Source organism: Halomonas sp. PBN3 (assembly GCF_000475415.1).
GTDB classification, from domain to species: Bacteria; Pseudomonadota; Gammaproteobacteria; order Pseudomonadales; family Halomonadaceae; genus Halomonas; species Halomonas shengliensis.
The window spans coordinates 48,319-64,544 of record NZ_AXCA01000001.1 but is presented as its reverse complement, the minus strand read 5'-3'; the positions used below and the strand labels follow the sequence as shown (position 1 = coordinate 64,544).

The 16,226-nt window shown below is 71.0% G+C and carries 16 protein-coding genes and 2 pseudogenes; 4 read left to right on the top strand and 14 right to left on the bottom strand.

Annotation, left to right across the window (positions count from 1 at the left end; all coding sequences use genetic code 11):
* Nucleotides 1-87: 87 nt before the first annotated feature.
* Complete coding sequence (gene thiD, locus Q673_RS19130) at nt 88-900, bottom strand: bifunctional hydroxymethylpyrimidine kinase/phosphomethylpyrimidine kinase (protein WP_031217457.1); 813 nt, start codon at nt 898-900, stop codon at nt 88-90.
* Between the two features lie 66 nt (nt 901-966).
* Here thiD and Q673_RS19125 point away from each other — a divergent pair, with 66 nt between their 5' ends.
* Entirely contained in the window at nt 967-1,401 is a 435-nt protein-coding gene (locus tag Q673_RS19125; protein ID WP_031217465.1) for a YqaA family protein, read from the top strand.
* 78 nt (nt 1,402-1,479) lie between these two features.
* Here Q673_RS19125 and Q673_RS19120 read toward each other — a convergent pair.
* From Q673_RS19120 to Q673_RS19095, 6 genes and pseudogenes are all read right to left on the bottom strand, one after another.
* Nucleotides 1,480-2,583, bottom strand: a pseudogene (locus tag Q673_RS19120) (TRAP transporter substrate-binding protein).
* Between the two features lie 105 nt (nt 2,584-2,688).
* On the bottom strand, nt 2,689-4,092 hold the full coding sequence (locus Q673_RS19115; protein ID WP_023004169.1) for a TRAP transporter large permease: 1,404 nt from the start codon (nt 4,090-4,092) through the stop codon (nt 2,689-2,691).
* Nucleotides 4,092-4,652, bottom strand: coding sequence for a TRAP transporter small permease subunit (locus Q673_RS19110; protein WP_023004168.1), 561 nt, complete (start codon nt 4,650-4,652; stop codon nt 4,092-4,094). The genes Q673_RS19115 and Q673_RS19110 overlap by 1 nt, the downstream gene beginning before the upstream one ends.
* A gap of 115 nt (nt 4,653-4,767) precedes the next feature.
* The gene (locus tag Q673_RS19105) at nt 4,768-5,577 is read right to left on the bottom strand and encodes an endonuclease/exonuclease/phosphatase family protein (RefSeq protein ID WP_023004167.1); all 810 of its coding nucleotides are present in this window, start codon (nt 5,575-5,577) and stop codon (nt 4,768-4,770) included.
* 1 nt (nt 5,578) lies between these two features.
* Nucleotides 5,579-6,214, bottom strand: coding sequence for a thiol:disulfide interchange protein DsbA/DsbL (locus Q673_RS19100; protein ID WP_031217456.1), 636 nt, complete (start codon nt 6,212-6,214; stop codon nt 5,579-5,581).
* A 163-nt stretch (nt 6,215-6,377) separates the two neighbouring features.
* Nucleotides 6,378-6,998, bottom strand: coding sequence for a c-type cytochrome (locus tag Q673_RS19095; RefSeq protein WP_031217455.1), 621 nt, complete (start codon nt 6,996-6,998; stop codon nt 6,378-6,380).
* A gap of 233 nt (nt 6,999-7,231) precedes the next feature.
* Here Q673_RS19095 and yihA point away from each other — a divergent pair, with 233 nt between their 5' ends.
* Nucleotides 7,232-7,849, top strand: coding sequence for a ribosome biogenesis GTP-binding protein YihA/YsxC (yihA, locus tag Q673_RS19090; RefSeq protein WP_023004164.1), 618 nt, complete (start codon nt 7,232-7,234; stop codon nt 7,847-7,849).
* Nucleotides 7,850-7,913: 64 nt separating this feature from the next.
* Here the strand turns inward: yihA and Q673_RS19085 are convergent, their stop codons facing one another.
* From Q673_RS19085 to argH, 7 genes and pseudogenes are all read right to left on the bottom strand, one after another.
* Nucleotides 7,914-8,636, bottom strand: a complete 723-nt coding sequence (locus tag Q673_RS19085) for an HAD family hydrolase (RefSeq protein WP_023004163.1) — start codon at nt 8,634-8,636, stop codon at nt 7,914-7,916.
* Nucleotides 8,633-9,553, bottom strand: a complete 921-nt coding sequence (locus Q673_RS19080; protein WP_023004162.1) for a tyrosine recombinase XerC — start codon at nt 9,551-9,553, stop codon at nt 8,633-8,635. The genes Q673_RS19085 and Q673_RS19080 overlap by 4 nt, the downstream gene beginning before the upstream one ends.
* Nucleotides 9,546-10,262 (bottom strand): DUF484 family protein, encoded by a 717-nt coding sequence (locus Q673_RS19075; RefSeq protein ID WP_023004161.1) that lies wholly within the window; start codon nt 10,260-10,262, stop codon nt 9,546-9,548. Before Q673_RS19075 ends, Q673_RS19080 begins: the two co-directional genes overlap by 8 nt.
* Before the next feature lie 50 nt (nt 10,263-10,312).
* Nucleotides 10,313-11,146, bottom strand: coding sequence for a diaminopimelate epimerase (gene dapF, locus Q673_RS19070; RefSeq protein WP_023004160.1), 834 nt, complete (start codon nt 11,144-11,146; stop codon nt 10,313-10,315).
* Nucleotides 11,146-12,432 carry a diaminopimelate decarboxylase gene (lysA, locus tag Q673_RS19065; RefSeq protein ID WP_023004159.1) on the bottom strand — a complete coding sequence of 429 codons (1,287 nt, stop codon included), beginning with the start codon at nt 12,430-12,432 and terminating at the stop codon, nt 11,146-11,148. Before lysA ends, dapF begins: the two co-directional genes overlap by 1 nt.
* Nucleotides 12,433-12,509: 77 nt before the next feature.
* A pseudogene (gene lptM, locus Q673_RS37140) lies at nt 12,510-12,626 on the bottom strand (LPS translocon maturation chaperone LptM); the annotation flags it as partial.
* Entirely contained in the window at nt 12,626-14,044 is a 1,419-nt protein-coding gene (gene argH / locus Q673_RS19055; protein ID WP_023004157.1) for an argininosuccinate lyase, read from the bottom strand. The pseudogene lptM and the gene argH, both read right to left, overlap by 1 nt.
* 438 nt (nt 14,045-14,482) lie before the next feature.
* Here argH and hemC point away from each other — a divergent pair, with 438 nt between their 5' ends.
* A complete protein-coding gene (gene hemC / locus Q673_RS19050; protein ID WP_023004156.1) occupies nt 14,483-15,424 on the top strand; it encodes a hydroxymethylbilane synthase in 942 nt (313 codons plus the stop codon).
* A complete protein-coding gene (locus Q673_RS19045) occupies nt 15,424-16,221 on the top strand; it encodes a uroporphyrinogen-III synthase (protein WP_023004155.1) in 798 nt (265 codons plus the stop codon). The genes hemC and Q673_RS19045 overlap by 1 nt, the downstream gene beginning before the upstream one ends.
* The last annotated feature ends 5 nt before the right edge of the window (nt 16,222-16,226 follow it).

Sequence of the window (16,226 nt, the reverse complement as noted above, 5' to 3'; positions counted from 1 at the left end):
CTCCTTGGCGTGGACGCCGCGGTGGGGGTGTCCTTCAGCATGGGAGGCCCCGGGCCGGGCTGCAAGGGCGAGATGCGCGACCCGTCGCTACCACCAGGCGTGGAAGTGGTGTACCGGGCCATGACCCTGACCCACGTCAAGCCGCCGGCTCTCGGCAAGCGCCGTCCCCAGCCAGGCCTTGGCCGACGCCACCGCGGCAGTGAGGCTGTCGCCGCGTGCCAGGCGGGCGGTGATCGCCGAGGAGAGGGTGCAGCCGGTGCCGTGCAGGTTGGACGTGTCGACCCGGGCCCCCTCGACCCAGCTGGCCGCCTCGGCGGTGACCAGCAGGTCGGGGCATGCCTCGCCACGCAGGTGGCCTCCCTTGAGCAGGGTGGCCCCGGCGCCCAGCCCGCGCAGCGCCGGGGCCATGGCCAGCATGCCGGCGCGGTCCACCGGCGCCGGGGCGTCCAGCAGCACTGCCGCCTCGGGCAGGTTGGGGGTCACCAGGTCGGCCAGCGGCACCAGCACCTCGCGCACCGCGCGGATGCCGGCGTCGTCCACCAGCACGTCGCCGCTCTTGGCCACCATCACCGGGTCCAGCACCACCCAGCGCGGGCGGCGTCGCGTCAGGGCGTCGCGGATCACCGCGGCGACCTCGCGGCTGGCCACCATGCCGATCTTGACGGCGTCGAGGCGCACGTCCGCCAGCAGGGTCTCGAGCTGGGCGGCGATGAAGTCGGCGGGCACCGGGTGCACCCCGGCCACGCCGCGGGTGTTCTGGGCGGTCAGCGCGGTGATCACGCTGGTACCATAGGTGCCCAGTGCCGAGAAGGTCTTGAGGTCGGCCTGGATGCCGGCGCCGCCGCTGGGGTCGGAGCCGGCGATGGTCAGGGTATTGGGAATCGTGTCGGGGAGGGTCATCTCAGCCATGTCGTCGGTGGATCGAACGCCAGTCGCCAGCCTACTCCAGGAGCGGAGGGCGGCGCCATCCTGAGCCTCTTCCTGGTGGCCCTGGCCAGCGCCACGCTGCTGCCGGGCGGCTCCGAGGTGTGGCTGGCCCGGCTGTGGTGCCAGGGGGAGGCGGCCGCCGCGCTGTGGGCGGTGGCCACCCTCGGCAACAGCCTGGGCAGCCTGGTCAACGTGGCCCTGGGGCGCTACGCGCGGCACTTCCAGGATCGCCGCTGGTTCCCCGTCTCGGCCGCGGGCCTGGCCCGGGCCGAGCGCTGGTACCGACGCTTCGGGGAGTGGAGCCTGCTGGTCGCCTGGGCGCCGGTGGTGGGCGACCCGCTCACCGTGCTGGCCGGCATCTTCCGGCTGCCCTGGTGGCGCGCCGCCCTGCTGATCCTGGTGGCCAAGGGCGCGCGCTACGCCCTGGTGCTGTGGCTCGCCGAGACGTGGCTGGCGCCGCTGTGCCAGGCATGATGGGCCAGGCCTGATGGGTGACCCGAAACGACGAAGGCCGCCCGAGGGCGGCCTTGCTGTCGACGGCGCGGGCCGGGCTCAGTCGGTGCTGGCGTCCGGGTTGCGCGCGTTGTAGTAGGCCTGCTCGGAGATGGTGTGGTAGTTGACCACCTTGTCCTGGAAGGCGCGGTAGGAGTCGTGGATGCGCGTGGCCAGCTCGCTCTCCTCGGCGAGCTCGGCGACGACGTCCGCGGAGTGCTCCTTGGCCTGGGCCAGGACGTCGTCGGGCAGGCGGCGCAGCTCGACGCCATGCTCGTTGATCAGCGTCTCCAGGGCGTCGTTGTTGCGCGCCGTGTACTCGTCGAGCACGTCCTGGTTCACGTCGCGCACCGCGGTGCGCAGGATCGCCTGGAGGTCGGCGGGCAGCGCGGCGTAGGCCTCCTCGTTGATGATCGCCTCGAACATCACGGTGGGCTCGTGCCAGCCGGGGTAGTAGTAGTAGTCGGCGGCCTGGTGCAGGCCGAAGGCCAGGTCGTTGTAGGGGCCGATCCACTCGGTGGCGTCGATGGCGCCGGACTGCAGCGAGGTGAAGATCTCGCCGCCGGGCATTTGACGATGGCCACGCCCATGCGCTGCATCACCTCGCCGCCGAGCCCCGGCATGCGCATCTTCAGCCCGTCCAGGTCGTCGACGGAGGTGATCTCCTTGTTGTACCAGCCGCCCATCTGCACGCCGGAGGCGCCGGCGGTGAGCACGTCGACGCCGAACGGGTCATAGAGCTCGTTCCACAGCTCCAGGCCGCCACCATAGTGCAGCCAGGCGTTCATCTCCTGGGCGTTCATGCCGAAGGGCACGGCGGCGAAGAACCTGGGCGGCGGGCGCCTTGCCCTTCCAGTAGTAGGAGGCGGAGTGGCCCATCTCGGCGGTGCCCTCGGAGACGGCATCGAAGACCTCGAAGCCGGGCACCAGCTGGCCGGCGCCGAACACCTCGATGGTCAGGCGGCCGTCGGACATCTCGTCCACCAGCCGGGCCAGGCGCTCCGGCCCCTGGCCGACCCCCGGGAAGTTCTTGGGCCAGGAGGTGACCAGCTTCCACTCGAAGGTCTCCTGGGCCTGGGCGGTATTGTCCAGCGCGGAGACGGCGACCAGGCCGCCGCTGGCGACGGTCATGGCGATGGCGGTGGTAAGCGTTCTGAGCTTCATGCGTGTTGTCGGTGTCATATTGATGTTGTGTTGGCCCGCAGACTATAGCCCCCCGACCAGCGGGGGGCGTAACGCTGCACTCACGTTCCGGTTCAACGTTCCGGTTCAGAAGGCCTCGGGCAGCCAGGTGGCGAGCCCGGGGAACCAGGCGAGGGCCAGCAGCATGCCCAGCTGCAGCACGATGAAGGGGATCACCCCCTTGTAGATCGCCGAGGTGGGCACCGAGGCCGGCGCGACCCCGCGCAGGTAGAAGAGCGCGAAGCCGAAGGGCGGCGTCAGGAAGGAGGTCTGCAGGTTGATGGCGATCATGATCCCCAGCCAGATGGGGTCCAGCCCCATGGCCAGCAGGATCGGCCCGACGATGGGTACCACCACGAAGGTGATCTCGATGAAGTCGAGGATAAAGCCGAGCAGGAAGATCACCAGCATCACGACCAGTGTCGCCCCGACGACCCCGCCGGGCATGCTGTCGAACAGGTGGGTCACCAGCTCCTCGCCGCCGTAGGCGCGGAACACCAGCGAGAAGAGGGCGGCGCCGATCAGGATCAGGAACACCATGGTGGTCACGTGGACCGTGGAGCGCAGCACCTCGCGCAGGGTGGCGAGGCTCAGGCGGCGGTAGGCCAGGGCCAGCACCAGGGCACCGAAGGCGCCCACCGCCGAGGACTCGGTGGGGGTGGCGAAGCCGCCGATGATCGAGCCCAGCACGGCGATGATCAGCACGATCGGCGGCACCAGGCCCTTGAGCAGCAGCAGCCCCAGGCCGCCCTCGTGGTGCTTCTCGGCCATCAGCTCGCGGCGATCGACGGCCGGCGCCGAGGCGGGGCGCAGCCAGGCCACCAGCGAGACGTAGACGATGTAGAGCACCACCAGGATCAGGCCCGGCACCAGGGCGCCCATGAACAGATCGCCCACCGAGACGGTCTTGGGGCTGAAGATGCCCATGGAGAGCTGGGCCTGCTGGTAGGCCGAGGAGAGCACGTCGCCGAGCAGCACCAGGGCGATGGAGGGCGGGATGATCTGGCCCAGGGTACCGGTGGCGCAGATGGTGCCGGTGGCTAGGGGCACGCTGTAGCCACGCTTGAGCATGGTGGGCAGCGACATCAGCCCCATGGTCACCACGGTGGCGCCGACGATGCCGGTGGAGGCGGCCAGCAGCATGCCCACCAGCGTCACCGAGATGCCCAGGCCCCCGCGCAGCGAGCCGAACAGCAGCGCCATGGCATCGAGCAGCGTCTCGGCCACCTTCGACTTCTCCAGCAGCACCCCCATCAGCACGAACAGCGGCACCGCCAGCAGGGTCTGGTTGGTGATGATGCCGAACAGGCGGTTGGGGAAGGCGGCGAGGTAGCCGGCGTCGAAGTGGGCGTCGATGCCCAGCGACTCCAGCCCCAGGCCCAGGCCGGCGAAGGCGAGGGCGGTGCCCGCCAGCGACAGGGCCACTGGATAGCCGGCCATCAGCACCAGGCAGATGACCAGGAACAGGATCAGCGGCATGTACTCCAGCATCACAGCTTCTCCTCGGGCTGGTCATCGTCATGGGCGGGGGGCGCAAGGCGGCCGGTCAGCACCAGGAAGTGGCGGGTCGCCTCCACCAGTCCCTGGAGGATCATCAGGCCGGCGAAGAGCGGGATCAGCGTCTTGAGCAGGAAGACCCCGGGGATGCCGCCGGAGTCCGGCGAGCCCTCGAGGATACGCCACGACTTGCCCACGTACCCCAGGCTGACGAGGATCACGAAGACCATCACCGGCAGCAGTAGGAAGAGGGTGCCGGTGAGGTCCACCAGCGCCTGGCGCCGGGGCGACATGGCGCGGTAGAAGATGTCGACGCGCACATGGCCGTTGTGCTTGAGGGTCCAGGCCGCGGCCAGCATGAAGACGGTGGCGTGCATGTACATCACCGACTCCTGCATCGGAATGCTGTTGATGCTGAACAGGTAGCGCAGCACCACGATCAGGAACTGGATCAGCATCATGGCCAGCACCAGCCAGGAGAGGCTGCGGCCGAGCCGCTCCGAGGCGCGGTCGAGCCAGACGATGAGGCCTGGCAGCTCGCGGGATTGGGGCATGGGGAAGGGTCTCGCGTGGTTTCCGGACGTCGTCAGGCGTGCCATGGTCGCATGGCGGGGGCGCCTCGCCATGCGTTCGGGCAAACGCTGACTATACGGTAGTCGCGGTCTGGCGTCAGTGCCGCGGGGCGAGGCTCGCCAGGCAGGCCGCTGGCAGGCGCACGTCCACGGCGATCGGCAGGTGGTCGGAGAAGAGGTGGTCGAGCACCCGCACCTCGTCCGCCTCCAGGGAGTTGGAGAGCAGGATATGGTCCAGGGCGCGACGCGGCTGCCAGGAGGGGTAGCTGAGCGGGGGGCGCACCGGGTGCAGCGGCAGCGAGGCGCAGAAGCGCTGGTGGCCGTGGAGCTGCTCCGGGGTGCAGTTGAGGTCGCCCATCACCACCACGTGGCGCAGCGGCTGGATGACCTCGGAGAGGTAGTCGAGCTGGCGCACCCGGGTGCGGTGGCCCAGCGCCAGGTGGGCGACGAAGAGGTGCAGGGCATCCGGCCCCTCGCCGAAGCGGGCGTGGATGGCGCCGCGCCCGGGCAGGGTGCCGGGCAGGCGGTGCTCCTCGATGCGCGCCGGAGTGAGGCGCGAGAGCAAGCCGTTGCTGTGCTGGGCGATGCGCCCCAGGTTGCGGTTGAGCTGCTGGAAGTGGTGGGGGAAGCCGCCGCGGGAGGCCAGGTACTCGACCTGATTGATGTGGCTGGAGCGGAAGCTGCCGCCGTCCACCTCCTGGAGACCGACGATATCGAAGCGCCCCAGCACCTCGCTGACCATGTCCAGACGCCGCAGCCGCCGGGGGTGGGGCAGCAGGTGCTGCCAGCTGCGGGTCAGGTAGTGGTGATAGGCCGAGGTCTGAATGCCCACCTGCATGTTGAAGGTGAGCAGCTTCAGGTGGCCGCCCTCCAGGGGCGGCGTCCTTGCCTCGGCCAGATGCGACATCTCAGCTGTCACCACGCTCCTCGCGGACCTTCTCGATCAGCGCGTCGGCGATCTGGGGCATGTTGGAGAGGCTGCCGGCGCTGCTGGGTGTGACCAGGTAGCGGCCGTCGATCACCAGGGCGGGTACCCCCATCAGGCGCATGGCGCGCATGCGGGCATTGGCCTGGTTGACCTGGCTCTTTACCGCGAAGGAGCCGAGTGCCTGGCGAGCCTCCTCCTCGCTGACGCCGTAGTCGCTGAAGAACTCGGCGATCTCATCCTCGCCGGTGAGCCGGCGACCCTGCTCATGGATGGCGTGGAAGAGGTCGGCGTGAAGTGCGTCCTCGATGCCTAGTGCCTCGGCGGCGTAGAACACCTGGGCGTGTCGGTTCCAGTCGCCACCCATGGTGGCCGGCAGGTGCACCACGCTGACGTCGTCGTCGAGGGTCTCGTACCAAGAGGTGACATGCTCCTGCAGGTTGTAGCAGTGCGGGCAGCCGAACCAGAAGGCCTCGGTGACCTCGATCTGGCCTTCGCCCACTTGGGTCTCCACGGGCTCGGGCAGCACCTCATAGTGCTCACCCTCCACCAGGTTCTGGGCGGTGGCCAGGCCCGGCAGGGCGAGGCCGGCGAGCACGAATATCAGGGGCTTCAACATGGGCATCTCTCTCCTTGGGATGAATCGCGTCTCGGCGAGTCCGGGTGTCGCTGCCTTTGAGCGCAGTGTCGGGCTCGGGTTCCCCGCTTACGCTGTGGCAAATATGACAGGGGCGGCCCGAAGGCCGCCCCGACTGAGCACTGTTACGCTGGCCGCGAGGAACTCAGTGCAGGCCCAGTACGTAGTTGGCCACGGCTTCCATGTCGGCATCGCTCATCTTGGCGGCGATATCGCGCATGATGGCGGCGGGATCGTTGGCCCGCTCGCCGGCGGCGAAGGCCTGCAGGGTCGACACGGTATACTCCGGGTGCTGGCCGGAGAGCGCCGGGTAGACGGCGGTGCCGATGCCCTGGCCGGTGGGGGTGTGGCAGGCGGCGCAGGCCGGGATGCCCTTGGCCATGTCGCCGGCGCGATAGAGCTCGCGGCCGCGGGCGACCAGCGCCTCGTCCGGGTCGGCCTGACCCAGGGCGGCGTCCTTGTCGGCATAGTACTTGGCCACGTCCCAGGCATCCTGGTCGGAGAAGTTGTCGACCTGGCCGGCCATCTGCGGCACCACGCGATTGCCGTCGCGGATGTCCATGATCTGCTTGGCCAGGTAGGAGGCCTGCTGGCCCGCCAGGTTGGGGAAGGCGCCGGTGGGGCTGATGCCCTCCTGGCCGTGACATGCCGCGCAGGCGGTGGCCTTGTCGCGACCCGCGGCCGCATCGGCATCGGCCTCGAGGTCCGCGTGGGCGGCGCCGACGGCGCCCATGGTGATTGCCAGGCTTGCCAGTAACTTTCTCATCGCTAATCCACTATGCCGTTACGTTGTTGACCGGTACGTACCCTGGGTGCCGCCCGGATCGCGATGCGGGCCAGCCTCTCCCTTGCCGAGCTGGCGAATCGCGGACGTCGAGGGCGCGGTGGTACACTAGCGTGCCCCGGGTCGCAGACAAAAGACACTGCATTATACCGAATCACCCTGGCGGCGGGAATGCAAGCCGCGGGGTCCTTGATCACTGTCAGGAAACCATGCCCATGGCGCGCCTCCACTACCCCGCTGCCCGCTTCCTCACCAGCGCCCCGACCCTGGCCCGCTGCCCCGACGACCGTGGCGCCGAGGTGGCCTTCGCCGGCCGCTCCAACGCGGGCAAGTCCAGCGCCATCAATGCCCTGACCCGCCAGAAGGCGCTGGCGCGCACCTCCAAGACCCCGGGCCGCACCCAGCTGATCAACTTCTTCGCCCTGGGCGATGACCTCGAGCGGCGGTTGGTGGACCTGCCCGGTTACGGTTTCGCCAAGGTGCCGGAGAAGGTCAAGCTGGAGTGGCAGCGCCATCTCTCCGACTACCTGCAGCGCCGCGCCTCGCTCAAGGGGCTGGTGCTGGTGATGGACGTGCGCCACCCGCTCTCCGAGTTCGACCAGACCATGCTGGGCTGGGCCGACGACCAGTCGATGCCGGTGCATATCCTGCTGACCAAGGCCGACAAGCTGAAGCGCGGGGCGGCGGCCAGCGCCCTGCAGCAGGTGCGCTCGCGCCTGCGGGAGTGGGAGGACCTGGTGACCGTCCAGCTCTTCTCGGCCCTCAAGGGCCAGGGCATCGAGGAGCTCGAGACCCGCCTGGATGCCTGGCTGCTAGGGCCCACAGAGGCGTAACGTCCGTTCGAGCTTTCCCGGGGACAGCCGTCATCGTCTCGTCCACTGCCCTCCTCGACGGCTTTCAGGCTTGTGCCTCCAGCCAGCGGACCAGCTCCGGCAGCTCGCGGACATGCGCCAGGCGGTGGATGCCGGGCGGCATCGGGCGGTCGTCGGGGCCGATCCACGCCGCCTGCATGCCTAGCCGTCGGGCGGGCAGGGCATCCTCCTCCCAGGCGTCGCCGACGTGCAGCGCCCGCGTCGGGTGGCTGCCGAGCCGCGACAGCGCCAGCAGGAAGGGCCGCGGGTCGGGCTTGGGGGCGAGCAGCTCGCCGGCGGCGATGGCCACCGGGAAGTGGCGCCCCAGCGGCAGGCGGGTGACCTCGACGTTGCCGTTGGTGATGCTGGCCAGCCGGTAGCGTCGTCCCAGCGCCTCGAGCAGCGTCTCCACCTCAGGGTGCGGTTCCACCTCGTGCCTGAGCGCCATGAAGCGCTCCATGGCCCGGTCCGCCCAGTGGTTGGCGGGCCCGGCCGCCAGCCCGTGCTCCGCGAGCAGCTCGGCAAGGGCCCGGCGGCGCAGCCAGGTGAAGTCGCCGCGACGCGGCGGGTGGGCGGCGGCCAGCGCCTGGCGGCGGGCGATGAAGGCCTCCAGCGGGAAGCGCTCGGCGAAGCGGCCGGCGGGGCCTTCGGCCGCGTCGGCCAGGGCCGCGTCGAGCCAGGCGTAGTGGTCCTGCTCGGTGCGCTGCATGACCCCGCGGTTGTCCCACAGGGTGTCGTCCAGGTCGAAGGTGATCGCCTCGAGGGTCATGTTGGGGTGCCCTCGTCGCGGCGCCGTCGCGCCCGGGGGTGGGCGGCATCGTAGCTGGCCGCCAGGTGCTGCCAGTCGAGCCGGGTGTAGACCTGGGTGGTGGCGAGGTTGGCGTGGCCCAGCAGCTCCTGGACGGCGCGCAGGTCCTGGCTCGACTCCAGCAGGTGGCTGGCGAAGGAGTGGCGCAGGCGGTGGGGGTGCAGGTGCTCGTCGAGGCCGCGGCGCCGCGCCTCGCGGGCCAGGCGCTGCTGGATGGCGCGGTGGCCCAGGCGGTGGCCGCCGCGGCCCACGAAGAGCGCGCGCTCGCCGTCGGCGGCCAGGGTGGCGCGGATCCCCAGCCAGGCGCTCAGCGCCGCCCGGGCACGGCTTCCCACCGGTACCTGGCGTGGCTTGGCGCCCTTGCCCAGCACCCGGACCCGCTCGCCGCGCAGGTCGGCCAGGTCGAGCCCCGCCAGCTCGGCGAGGCGCAGGCCGCTGGAGTAGAGCAGCTCCAGCATCGCCTGGTCGCGCACCGCCAGGGGCGAGCCGTCGTGGGGGGTGTCGAGGAAGCGCGCCAGGCGGTCGACGTCCACCGGGCTCGGCAGGTGGCGGGGCTGGCGGGGCGTGCGCACCAGCGCCACCGGGTTGTGGTCGAGAAGGCCCTCGGCCACCAGGTGGTCGGCCAGCCGCGAGCAGGCCGAGCGGCGTCGGGCCAGGCTGCGCGGTGCGAGCCCGCGGGCGCGCTCGCCGCCCAGGAAGCGGCGCACCAGGGCGGCGTCCAGGGCGTGCCAGTCGTGCACCCGCTGGGCGTCGAGGAAGTCGAGCAGGGCGGCGAGGTCGCGGCGGTAGGCGTCCAGGGTGGCGGGGCTGGCGGTACGCGCAAGCCCGGCCAGGAAGGCCTCCACCGCGGCGGCCAGGGGGCCTGCGGCGTCAGTCATGGTGCGGGCCGAGGCGCATCAGCAAGCGCGCCACCACCTCGCCCACGTACTCGGTGAACAGGGTATCCATGCTGGCGCGGAAGTGGTCCGGGTCGGGGCTGGCCAGCACCAGGTAGCCCAGCGGCTCGCCCAGGGTCAGGCGGGTGATGGCGCAGCTGCCCGAGCGGCGCGGGGCACCGACATGGGGCAGCAGCCGCTTCCAGTCTGTGGGGGTCAGCCGCGTGCAGCGGCTGGCGCGGCCGTCGAGCAGGGCGGCGAGCCGCGACCCGGCGTGCTCGTCGAGTACCTGGCGCGGCGGCTGGGGTGGGCGCGGTTCGTCGTCGGTGAGGCTGGCCGGGCACCACAGCGCTACCGCCGGGGTGGCGAAGTGCTCGGCGAGCTGGGTGGCCAGCGCCTGCCCGAGGGCGTCGCGGTCCGGCGCCTCCGCCAGCGCCAGCACCAGCTCGCGGGTGCGCCGGTACTGCGCCTCGTTGTGGCGCGCCGACTCCAGCAGCTGCTCCAAGCGCCACTCGGCCTGCTCGGCGCGGGTACGCAGGTCATGGACCAGCCGCTCGAGCAGCGAGGTGGCACCACGCGCCTCGGGGTGGGGCACCCGGAGCTGCTGCAGCAGCCCCTCGCGGCCGACGAAGAAGTCGGGGTGGGTGGCGAGCCATTCGGCGACCCGGTCCGGGTCGAGGGTCTTGCGCGGTTCTGGGGCGGCTCGTGACATGCCATCTCCTCGCGGGGGTCGCGGAATTGGATGTGCGCTTCAGCGGGTAATCAATAGAGTACCAGGCGACCGTCGAAGACGCGCTCGGCGGGGCCGGTCATGAACAGGGGGTGGCCGGGGCCGGCCCACTCGATGGTCAGCTCCCCCCCGGGCAGGTGCACGGTGACCGGGCTCTCGAGCAGCCCCTGGCGGATGCCGCTGGCCACCGCGGCGCAGGCGCCGGTGCCGCAGGCCAGGGTCTCGCCGCTGCCGCGTTCGTACACGCGCAGGCGGATCTCGCGAGCCGAGACGACCTGCATGAAGCCGGCGTTGACCCGCTTCGGGAAGCGCGGGTGGGCCTCGATGGCGGGCCCCAGGCGCTCGACGGGGGCCGTGTCGACGTCGTCGACCCGCAGCACCGCGTGGGGGTTGCCCATGGAGACCACGCCCACCTCCAGGCGCTCGCCGTCGACCTCCAGGGGGTGCAGCACGCGGTCCTCGTCCGCCTCGAAGGGCAGCGACTCAGGGGCGAAGCGTGGCTCGCCCATGTCGACGCGGATGCGGCCGTCGTCCTCCACCCTCAGCACCAGGGGGCCGCCGGCGGTCTCCACGCGGATCTCGCGCTTGTGGGTGAGGCGCTGGTCGCGCACGAAGCGGGCGAAGCAGCGTGCGCCGTTGCCGCAGTTCTCCACCTCGCTGCCGTCGGCGTTATAGATGCGGTAGCGGAAGTCCATCTCCGGGTCCCGGGGCGGCTCCACCACCAGCAGCTGGTCGAAGCCGACCCCGAAGCGGCGGTCGGCCAGGCGGCGCACCTGGTCGTCGGTGAAGCGGGCGCGCTGGGTCACCAGGTCGACCACCATGAAGTCGTTGCCGAGACCGTGCATCTTGGTGAAGTGCAGCAGCATCAGCGCGCGTCCTCCGTCGCCTGGTCATCCGGCAGCAGGGCCTCGCCCGCCCACAGCTCCTCGAGGCGCTCGCGGCGACGCACCAGGTGGGCCTCGTCGCCATCCACCATCACCTCGGCGGGGCGCGGGCGGCTGTTGTAGTTGGAGGCCATCACGAAGCCGTAGGCCCCGGCGGAGCGCACCGCCAGCAGGTCGCCGGGGGCGATGGCGAGCTCGCGCTCCTTGCCCAGGAAGTCGCCGGTCTCGCACACCGGGCCCACCACGTCGTAGGTGGCGCTCTCCCGCGGACGGCGGGTGTCCACCGGCAGGATCGCCTGCCACGCCTGGTAGAGGGCGGGGCGGATCAGGTCGTTCATGGCGGCGTCGACGATGGCGAAGTTCTTGGTCTCGCCGGGCTTGAGGAACTCCACCCGGGTCAGCAGCACGCCGGCGTTGGCGGCGATGGAGCGCCCCGGCTCGAAGAGCAGGGTCAGGCGCTCGCTGCCCTCCCAGTCGGCCAGGCGCTCGAGCAGGGCGGTGGCGTAATCGAAGGGGGTCGGCGGGTGCTCGTCGCGGTAGGGCACGCCGAGGCCGCCGCCGAGGTCCAGGTGCTCCACCTCGATGCCGCGCTCGCGCAGCCGCTCGAGCAGCACCAGCAGGCGGTCGAGGGCGTCGAGGAAGGGGGCGAGCTCGGTGAGCTGGGAGCCGATATGGCAGTCCAGGCCGGTCACCTTCACATGGGGCAGCGAGGCGGCCAGCTCGTAGACCGCCAGCGCCTCGTCCACCGGGATGCCGAACTTGTTGTCCTTGAGCCCGGTGGAGATATAGGGGTGGGTGCCGGCGTCGACGTCCGGGTTGACCCGCAGCGACACCGGGGCCACCTTGCCGAGCCGCCCGGCCACCTCGTTGAGGCGCTCGAGCTCGGGGCGCGACTCGACGTTGAAGCACTTGATGCCCACCTCCAGCGCCCGGGCCATCTCGGCCGCCTGCTTGGCGACGCCGGAGAACACCACCCGGGCGGGGTCGCCGCCGGCGGCCAGCACCCGCTCCAGCTCACCCACCGAGACGATGTCGAAGCCGGCCCCCAGGCGTGCCAGCAGGCCCAGCACGGCAAGGTTGGAGTTGGCCTTGACCGCATAGCAGATCAGGTGGGGGTGGCTGCCCAGCGCCTCGGTGTAGGCGCGGAAGTGGCGCGCCAGGGTCGCCTTGGAGTAGACGTAGCAGGGCGTGCCGAACGCCTCGGCGATGCGGGTCAGCGGGACCTCCTCGCCGTAGAGCACGCCGTCGCGGTAGTTGAAGTGGTCCATGGCTACTCCTCGCCTCCCTCGGCGTCGTCGTCCGCGTCGGTTTGGTCGTCATCCTGCGCGGCCTCGCGGGGGCCGTACTGCTCGGCGGCCTGCTCGTCACCGGGCAGGTAGAGGGGCCCCTTCTGGCCGCAGCCGGCGAGCCCCAGGGCCAGGATCAGCGCCAGGCCAAGCGCCTGGGTGGCATGGCGGGCCATCAGGCGCCTCCCGTCAGGGCGGCGAGGGCCTCGCGGGCCCGCTGGGCGGCGGCACGCACCTGGTCGGGGGCGGTGCCGCCGATATGGTTGCGGGCGGCTACCGAGCCCTCCAGGGTCAGCACCTCGAAGACGTCCTGCTCGATGGTGTCGGAGAACTGGCGGAGCTCGTCGAGGGTCATCTCGGAGAGGTCCTTGCCCTCGCGCAGGCCGAAGGCCACCGACTCGCCGACGATCTCGTGGGCGTCGCGGAAGGCCACCCCCTTGCGCACCAGGTAGTCGGCCAGGTCGGTGGCGGTGGAGAAACCGCGGCGGGCGGCCTCGGCCATCTGTGCCTTCTTGGGCTCGATGGCGGGGATCATGTCGGCGAAGGCCTTGAGGCAGTCCTTGACCGTGTCCACGGCGTCGAACAGCGGCTCCTTGTCCTCCTGGTTGTCCTTGTTGTAGGCCAGCGGCTGGGACTTCATCAGGGTCAGCAGGCCCATCAGGTGGCCATAGACCCGCCCGGACTTGCCGCGTACCAGCTCGGGCACGTCGGGGTTTTTCTTCTGCGGCATGATGGAGGAGCCGGTGCAGAAGCGGTCGGGCAGGTCGATGAAATCGAACTGGGCGCTGGTCCACAGCACCAGCTCCTCGCTCATCCGCGACATGTGCATCAGCAGCAGGCTGGCGAAGGCGGTGAACTCGATGGCGAAGTCGCGATCGCTGACCGCGTCGAGGCTGTTCTCGGCGGGGCGCTCGAAGCCCAGCAGCTCGGCGGTGACGTGGCGGTCGATGGGGTAGGTGGTGCCGGCCAGCGCCGCGGCGCCCAGCGGCATCACGTTGACCCGGCGGCGGCAGTCCAGCAGCCGCTCGTGATCCCGGGCGAGCATCTCCTGCCAGGCCAGCAGGTGGTGGCCGAAGGTGACCGGCTGGGCGGTCTGCAGGTGGGTGAAACCGGGCATGATGGTGTCGGCCTCGCGGTCGGCCAGCGCGATCAGCCCCTGGCGCAGGCGGGCCAGCTCGGCAGCCACCTGGTCGATCTCGTCGCGCAGGAAGAGGCGGATGTCGGTGGCCACCTGGTCGTTGCGCGAGCGGCCGGTGTGCAGTTTCTTGCCGGTGATGCCGATCTTCGCCGTCAGCCGCGCCTCGATGTTCATGTGCACGTCCTCGAGCTCCACCGACCAGGGGAACTCGCCGCGCTCGATCTCGCCGCGCACCTCGTCGAGCCCGGCGATGATGGCGTCGCGCTCCGCTTCGGTAAGCACGCCGACCCGGGCCAGCATGGTGGCGTGGGCGATGGAGCCCTGGATGTCGTGGAAGGCCAGGCGGCGGTCGAAGGCCTCCGAGGCGGTGAAGCGGGCGACGAAGGCGTCGGTGGGCTCGCTGAAGCGGCCGCCCCAGGACTGGTTGGTGCCGGAGCTGGAAGGGGTCGAGGTCATCGGTCGGGATCCTGCCTGACGGGTTGCGGTTGGCTGGGGCATCGGCCCCTGCGGCCACCGCTCGCACGGCGGCCGACGCGATAGGGCAGGAGTGTACCAGAGTCGCCGGGCCAGGCGAGGGGCGCCCGGCAGGGCTGTCGCAGATTAAAACAGCGCTCAAGGCTTTCCCGGCGACAGGCCTTCGAGGGGACGCTGTAAACCCCGCCCTGGACGCTGCCGATGCCATCCCTGGCATAATAGGACCCCCTCTTCGACCTGTCCCCGGCGCCTTTCTCTATCACCGCACGGCCGACCGCGATGGCCCCGGGCGCGCGGCGCGTGGATTTTTCCTCCCCCGCCGGGTGCTTTATGATGAGGGTATCCGTGCGTCACGCATGCCACTTCGCCGGGCGCCGGCGCCTCCGCCGTCGACCAGGGAACCGGTACAGGGAGAACCTCGTGCAACCCATCACCAAGCTGCGTATCGCCACGCGCAAGAGCCAACTGGCCATGTGGCAGGCCGAACATGTCCGCGACCGCCTGCTGGCCCTGAACGAGGGGCTCGAGGTGGAGTTGGTGCCCATCGTCACCCGCGGCGACAAGATCCTCGACACCCCGCTGGCCAAGGTCGGCGGCAAGGGGCTGTTCGTCAAGGAGCTCGAGGAGGCGATGCTCGATGGCCGTGCCGACATCGCGGTGCACTCCATGAAGGACGTGCCCATGCACTTCCCCGAGGGGCTGGGCCTCTCGGTGATCCTCGAGGGCGCCGAGCCCACCGACGCCTTCGTCTCCAACCACTACGCCAGCTTCGACGCGCTGCCCGAGGGGGCCCGGGTGGGCACCTCCAGCCTGCGGCGCGCCTTGCAGGTGCGCGAGGCGCGCCCGGACCTGCAGGTGGAGAGCCTGCGCGGTAACGTCCAGACCCGCCTGGGCAAGCTCGACGACGGCGAGTTCGACGCCATCCTGCTGGCCACCTCGGGGCTCAAGCGCCTGGGGCTCGAGGCGCGCATCGCCCAGGAGCTGCCGGCGGAGGTGTGCCTGCCGGCCTGCGGCCAGGGTGCCCTGGGCATCGAATGCCGGCTCCACGACCCCGAGCTGATCAGCCTGCTCGCCCCGCTGGACGACTCCACCACCGCCACCCGGGTGCGCGCCGAGCGGGCCATGAACACCCGCCTTGAGGGCGGCTGCCAGGTGCCCATCGGTGGCCATGCGGTGTTCGAGGATGACGGCCAGACCCTGTGGTTGCGTGCCCTGGTGGGCACCCCGGACGGCAGCCGCGTGCTGCGCGCCGAGGGCCGCGGCTCGATGCACGAGCCCGAGGCGCTGGGCATCCGCGTCGCCGAGGAGCTGCTCGAGATGGGGGCCGGCGATATCCTCGATGAGGTCTACGGCGCCGGCTGATGGCCGCCTCGACGCCGGTGATCATCACCCGCCCCGGTGAGCGCGGCGACGTGCTCGCCGCGGCGATCGAGGCCCGCGGCCATCCGGTGGCGCGCCTCGCGGCGATGCGTCTCGAGGCGCTGCCCGAGACCCCCGAGCAGCGCGCCGCCTGGCTCGACTTCGACCACTTCCGGCGGGTGGTGGTGGTGAGCCCCTTTGCCGCCGAGTGCCTGGCCGAGGCGCTCGACCGCTTCTGGCCCCAGCTGCCGCTGGGCATCGACTACTACGCCGTGGGGGCGGCCACCGCCGAGGCCCTGCATCGTCGCCTCGGGGTGCGCGTCCATGTGCCGCCGGCGGCGGCCGGCGAGGACACCAGCGAGGCGCTGCTGACCCTGGGCTCGCTGCGCACCCTCGACGACGAGAAGGTGCTGCTGGTGGCCGGGGAGGGCGGGCGCCCCCTGCTTACCGACACCCTCGCCGGGCGTGGCGCCCGGGTGACCCGCCTGGCCCTCTACCGCCGCCGCCTCCTTCCCCCCACCCCCGACCTGGCCGAGCGCCTGGCGGCGGGCGACTTCCGCGCGCTGGTGGTCAGCAGCGGAGAAATCCTCGAATATCTGGCAAGATGGTGCACGGGCGCCGCCTTGAACCAACCGCTAATCGTTTCCAGCGCCCGGTTGGCTACACTGGCCGGCAAGCTGGGGTTTCGTGTCCCCGTCGTGGCGCGCGGCGCCACCCCGACGGCGCTGGCGACGGCCGTGGCCGATGCCTGTGACCCGCAGGAAGCCGATGTCGATCAAGACGATCTCGAAAAGGGCTAGCGACA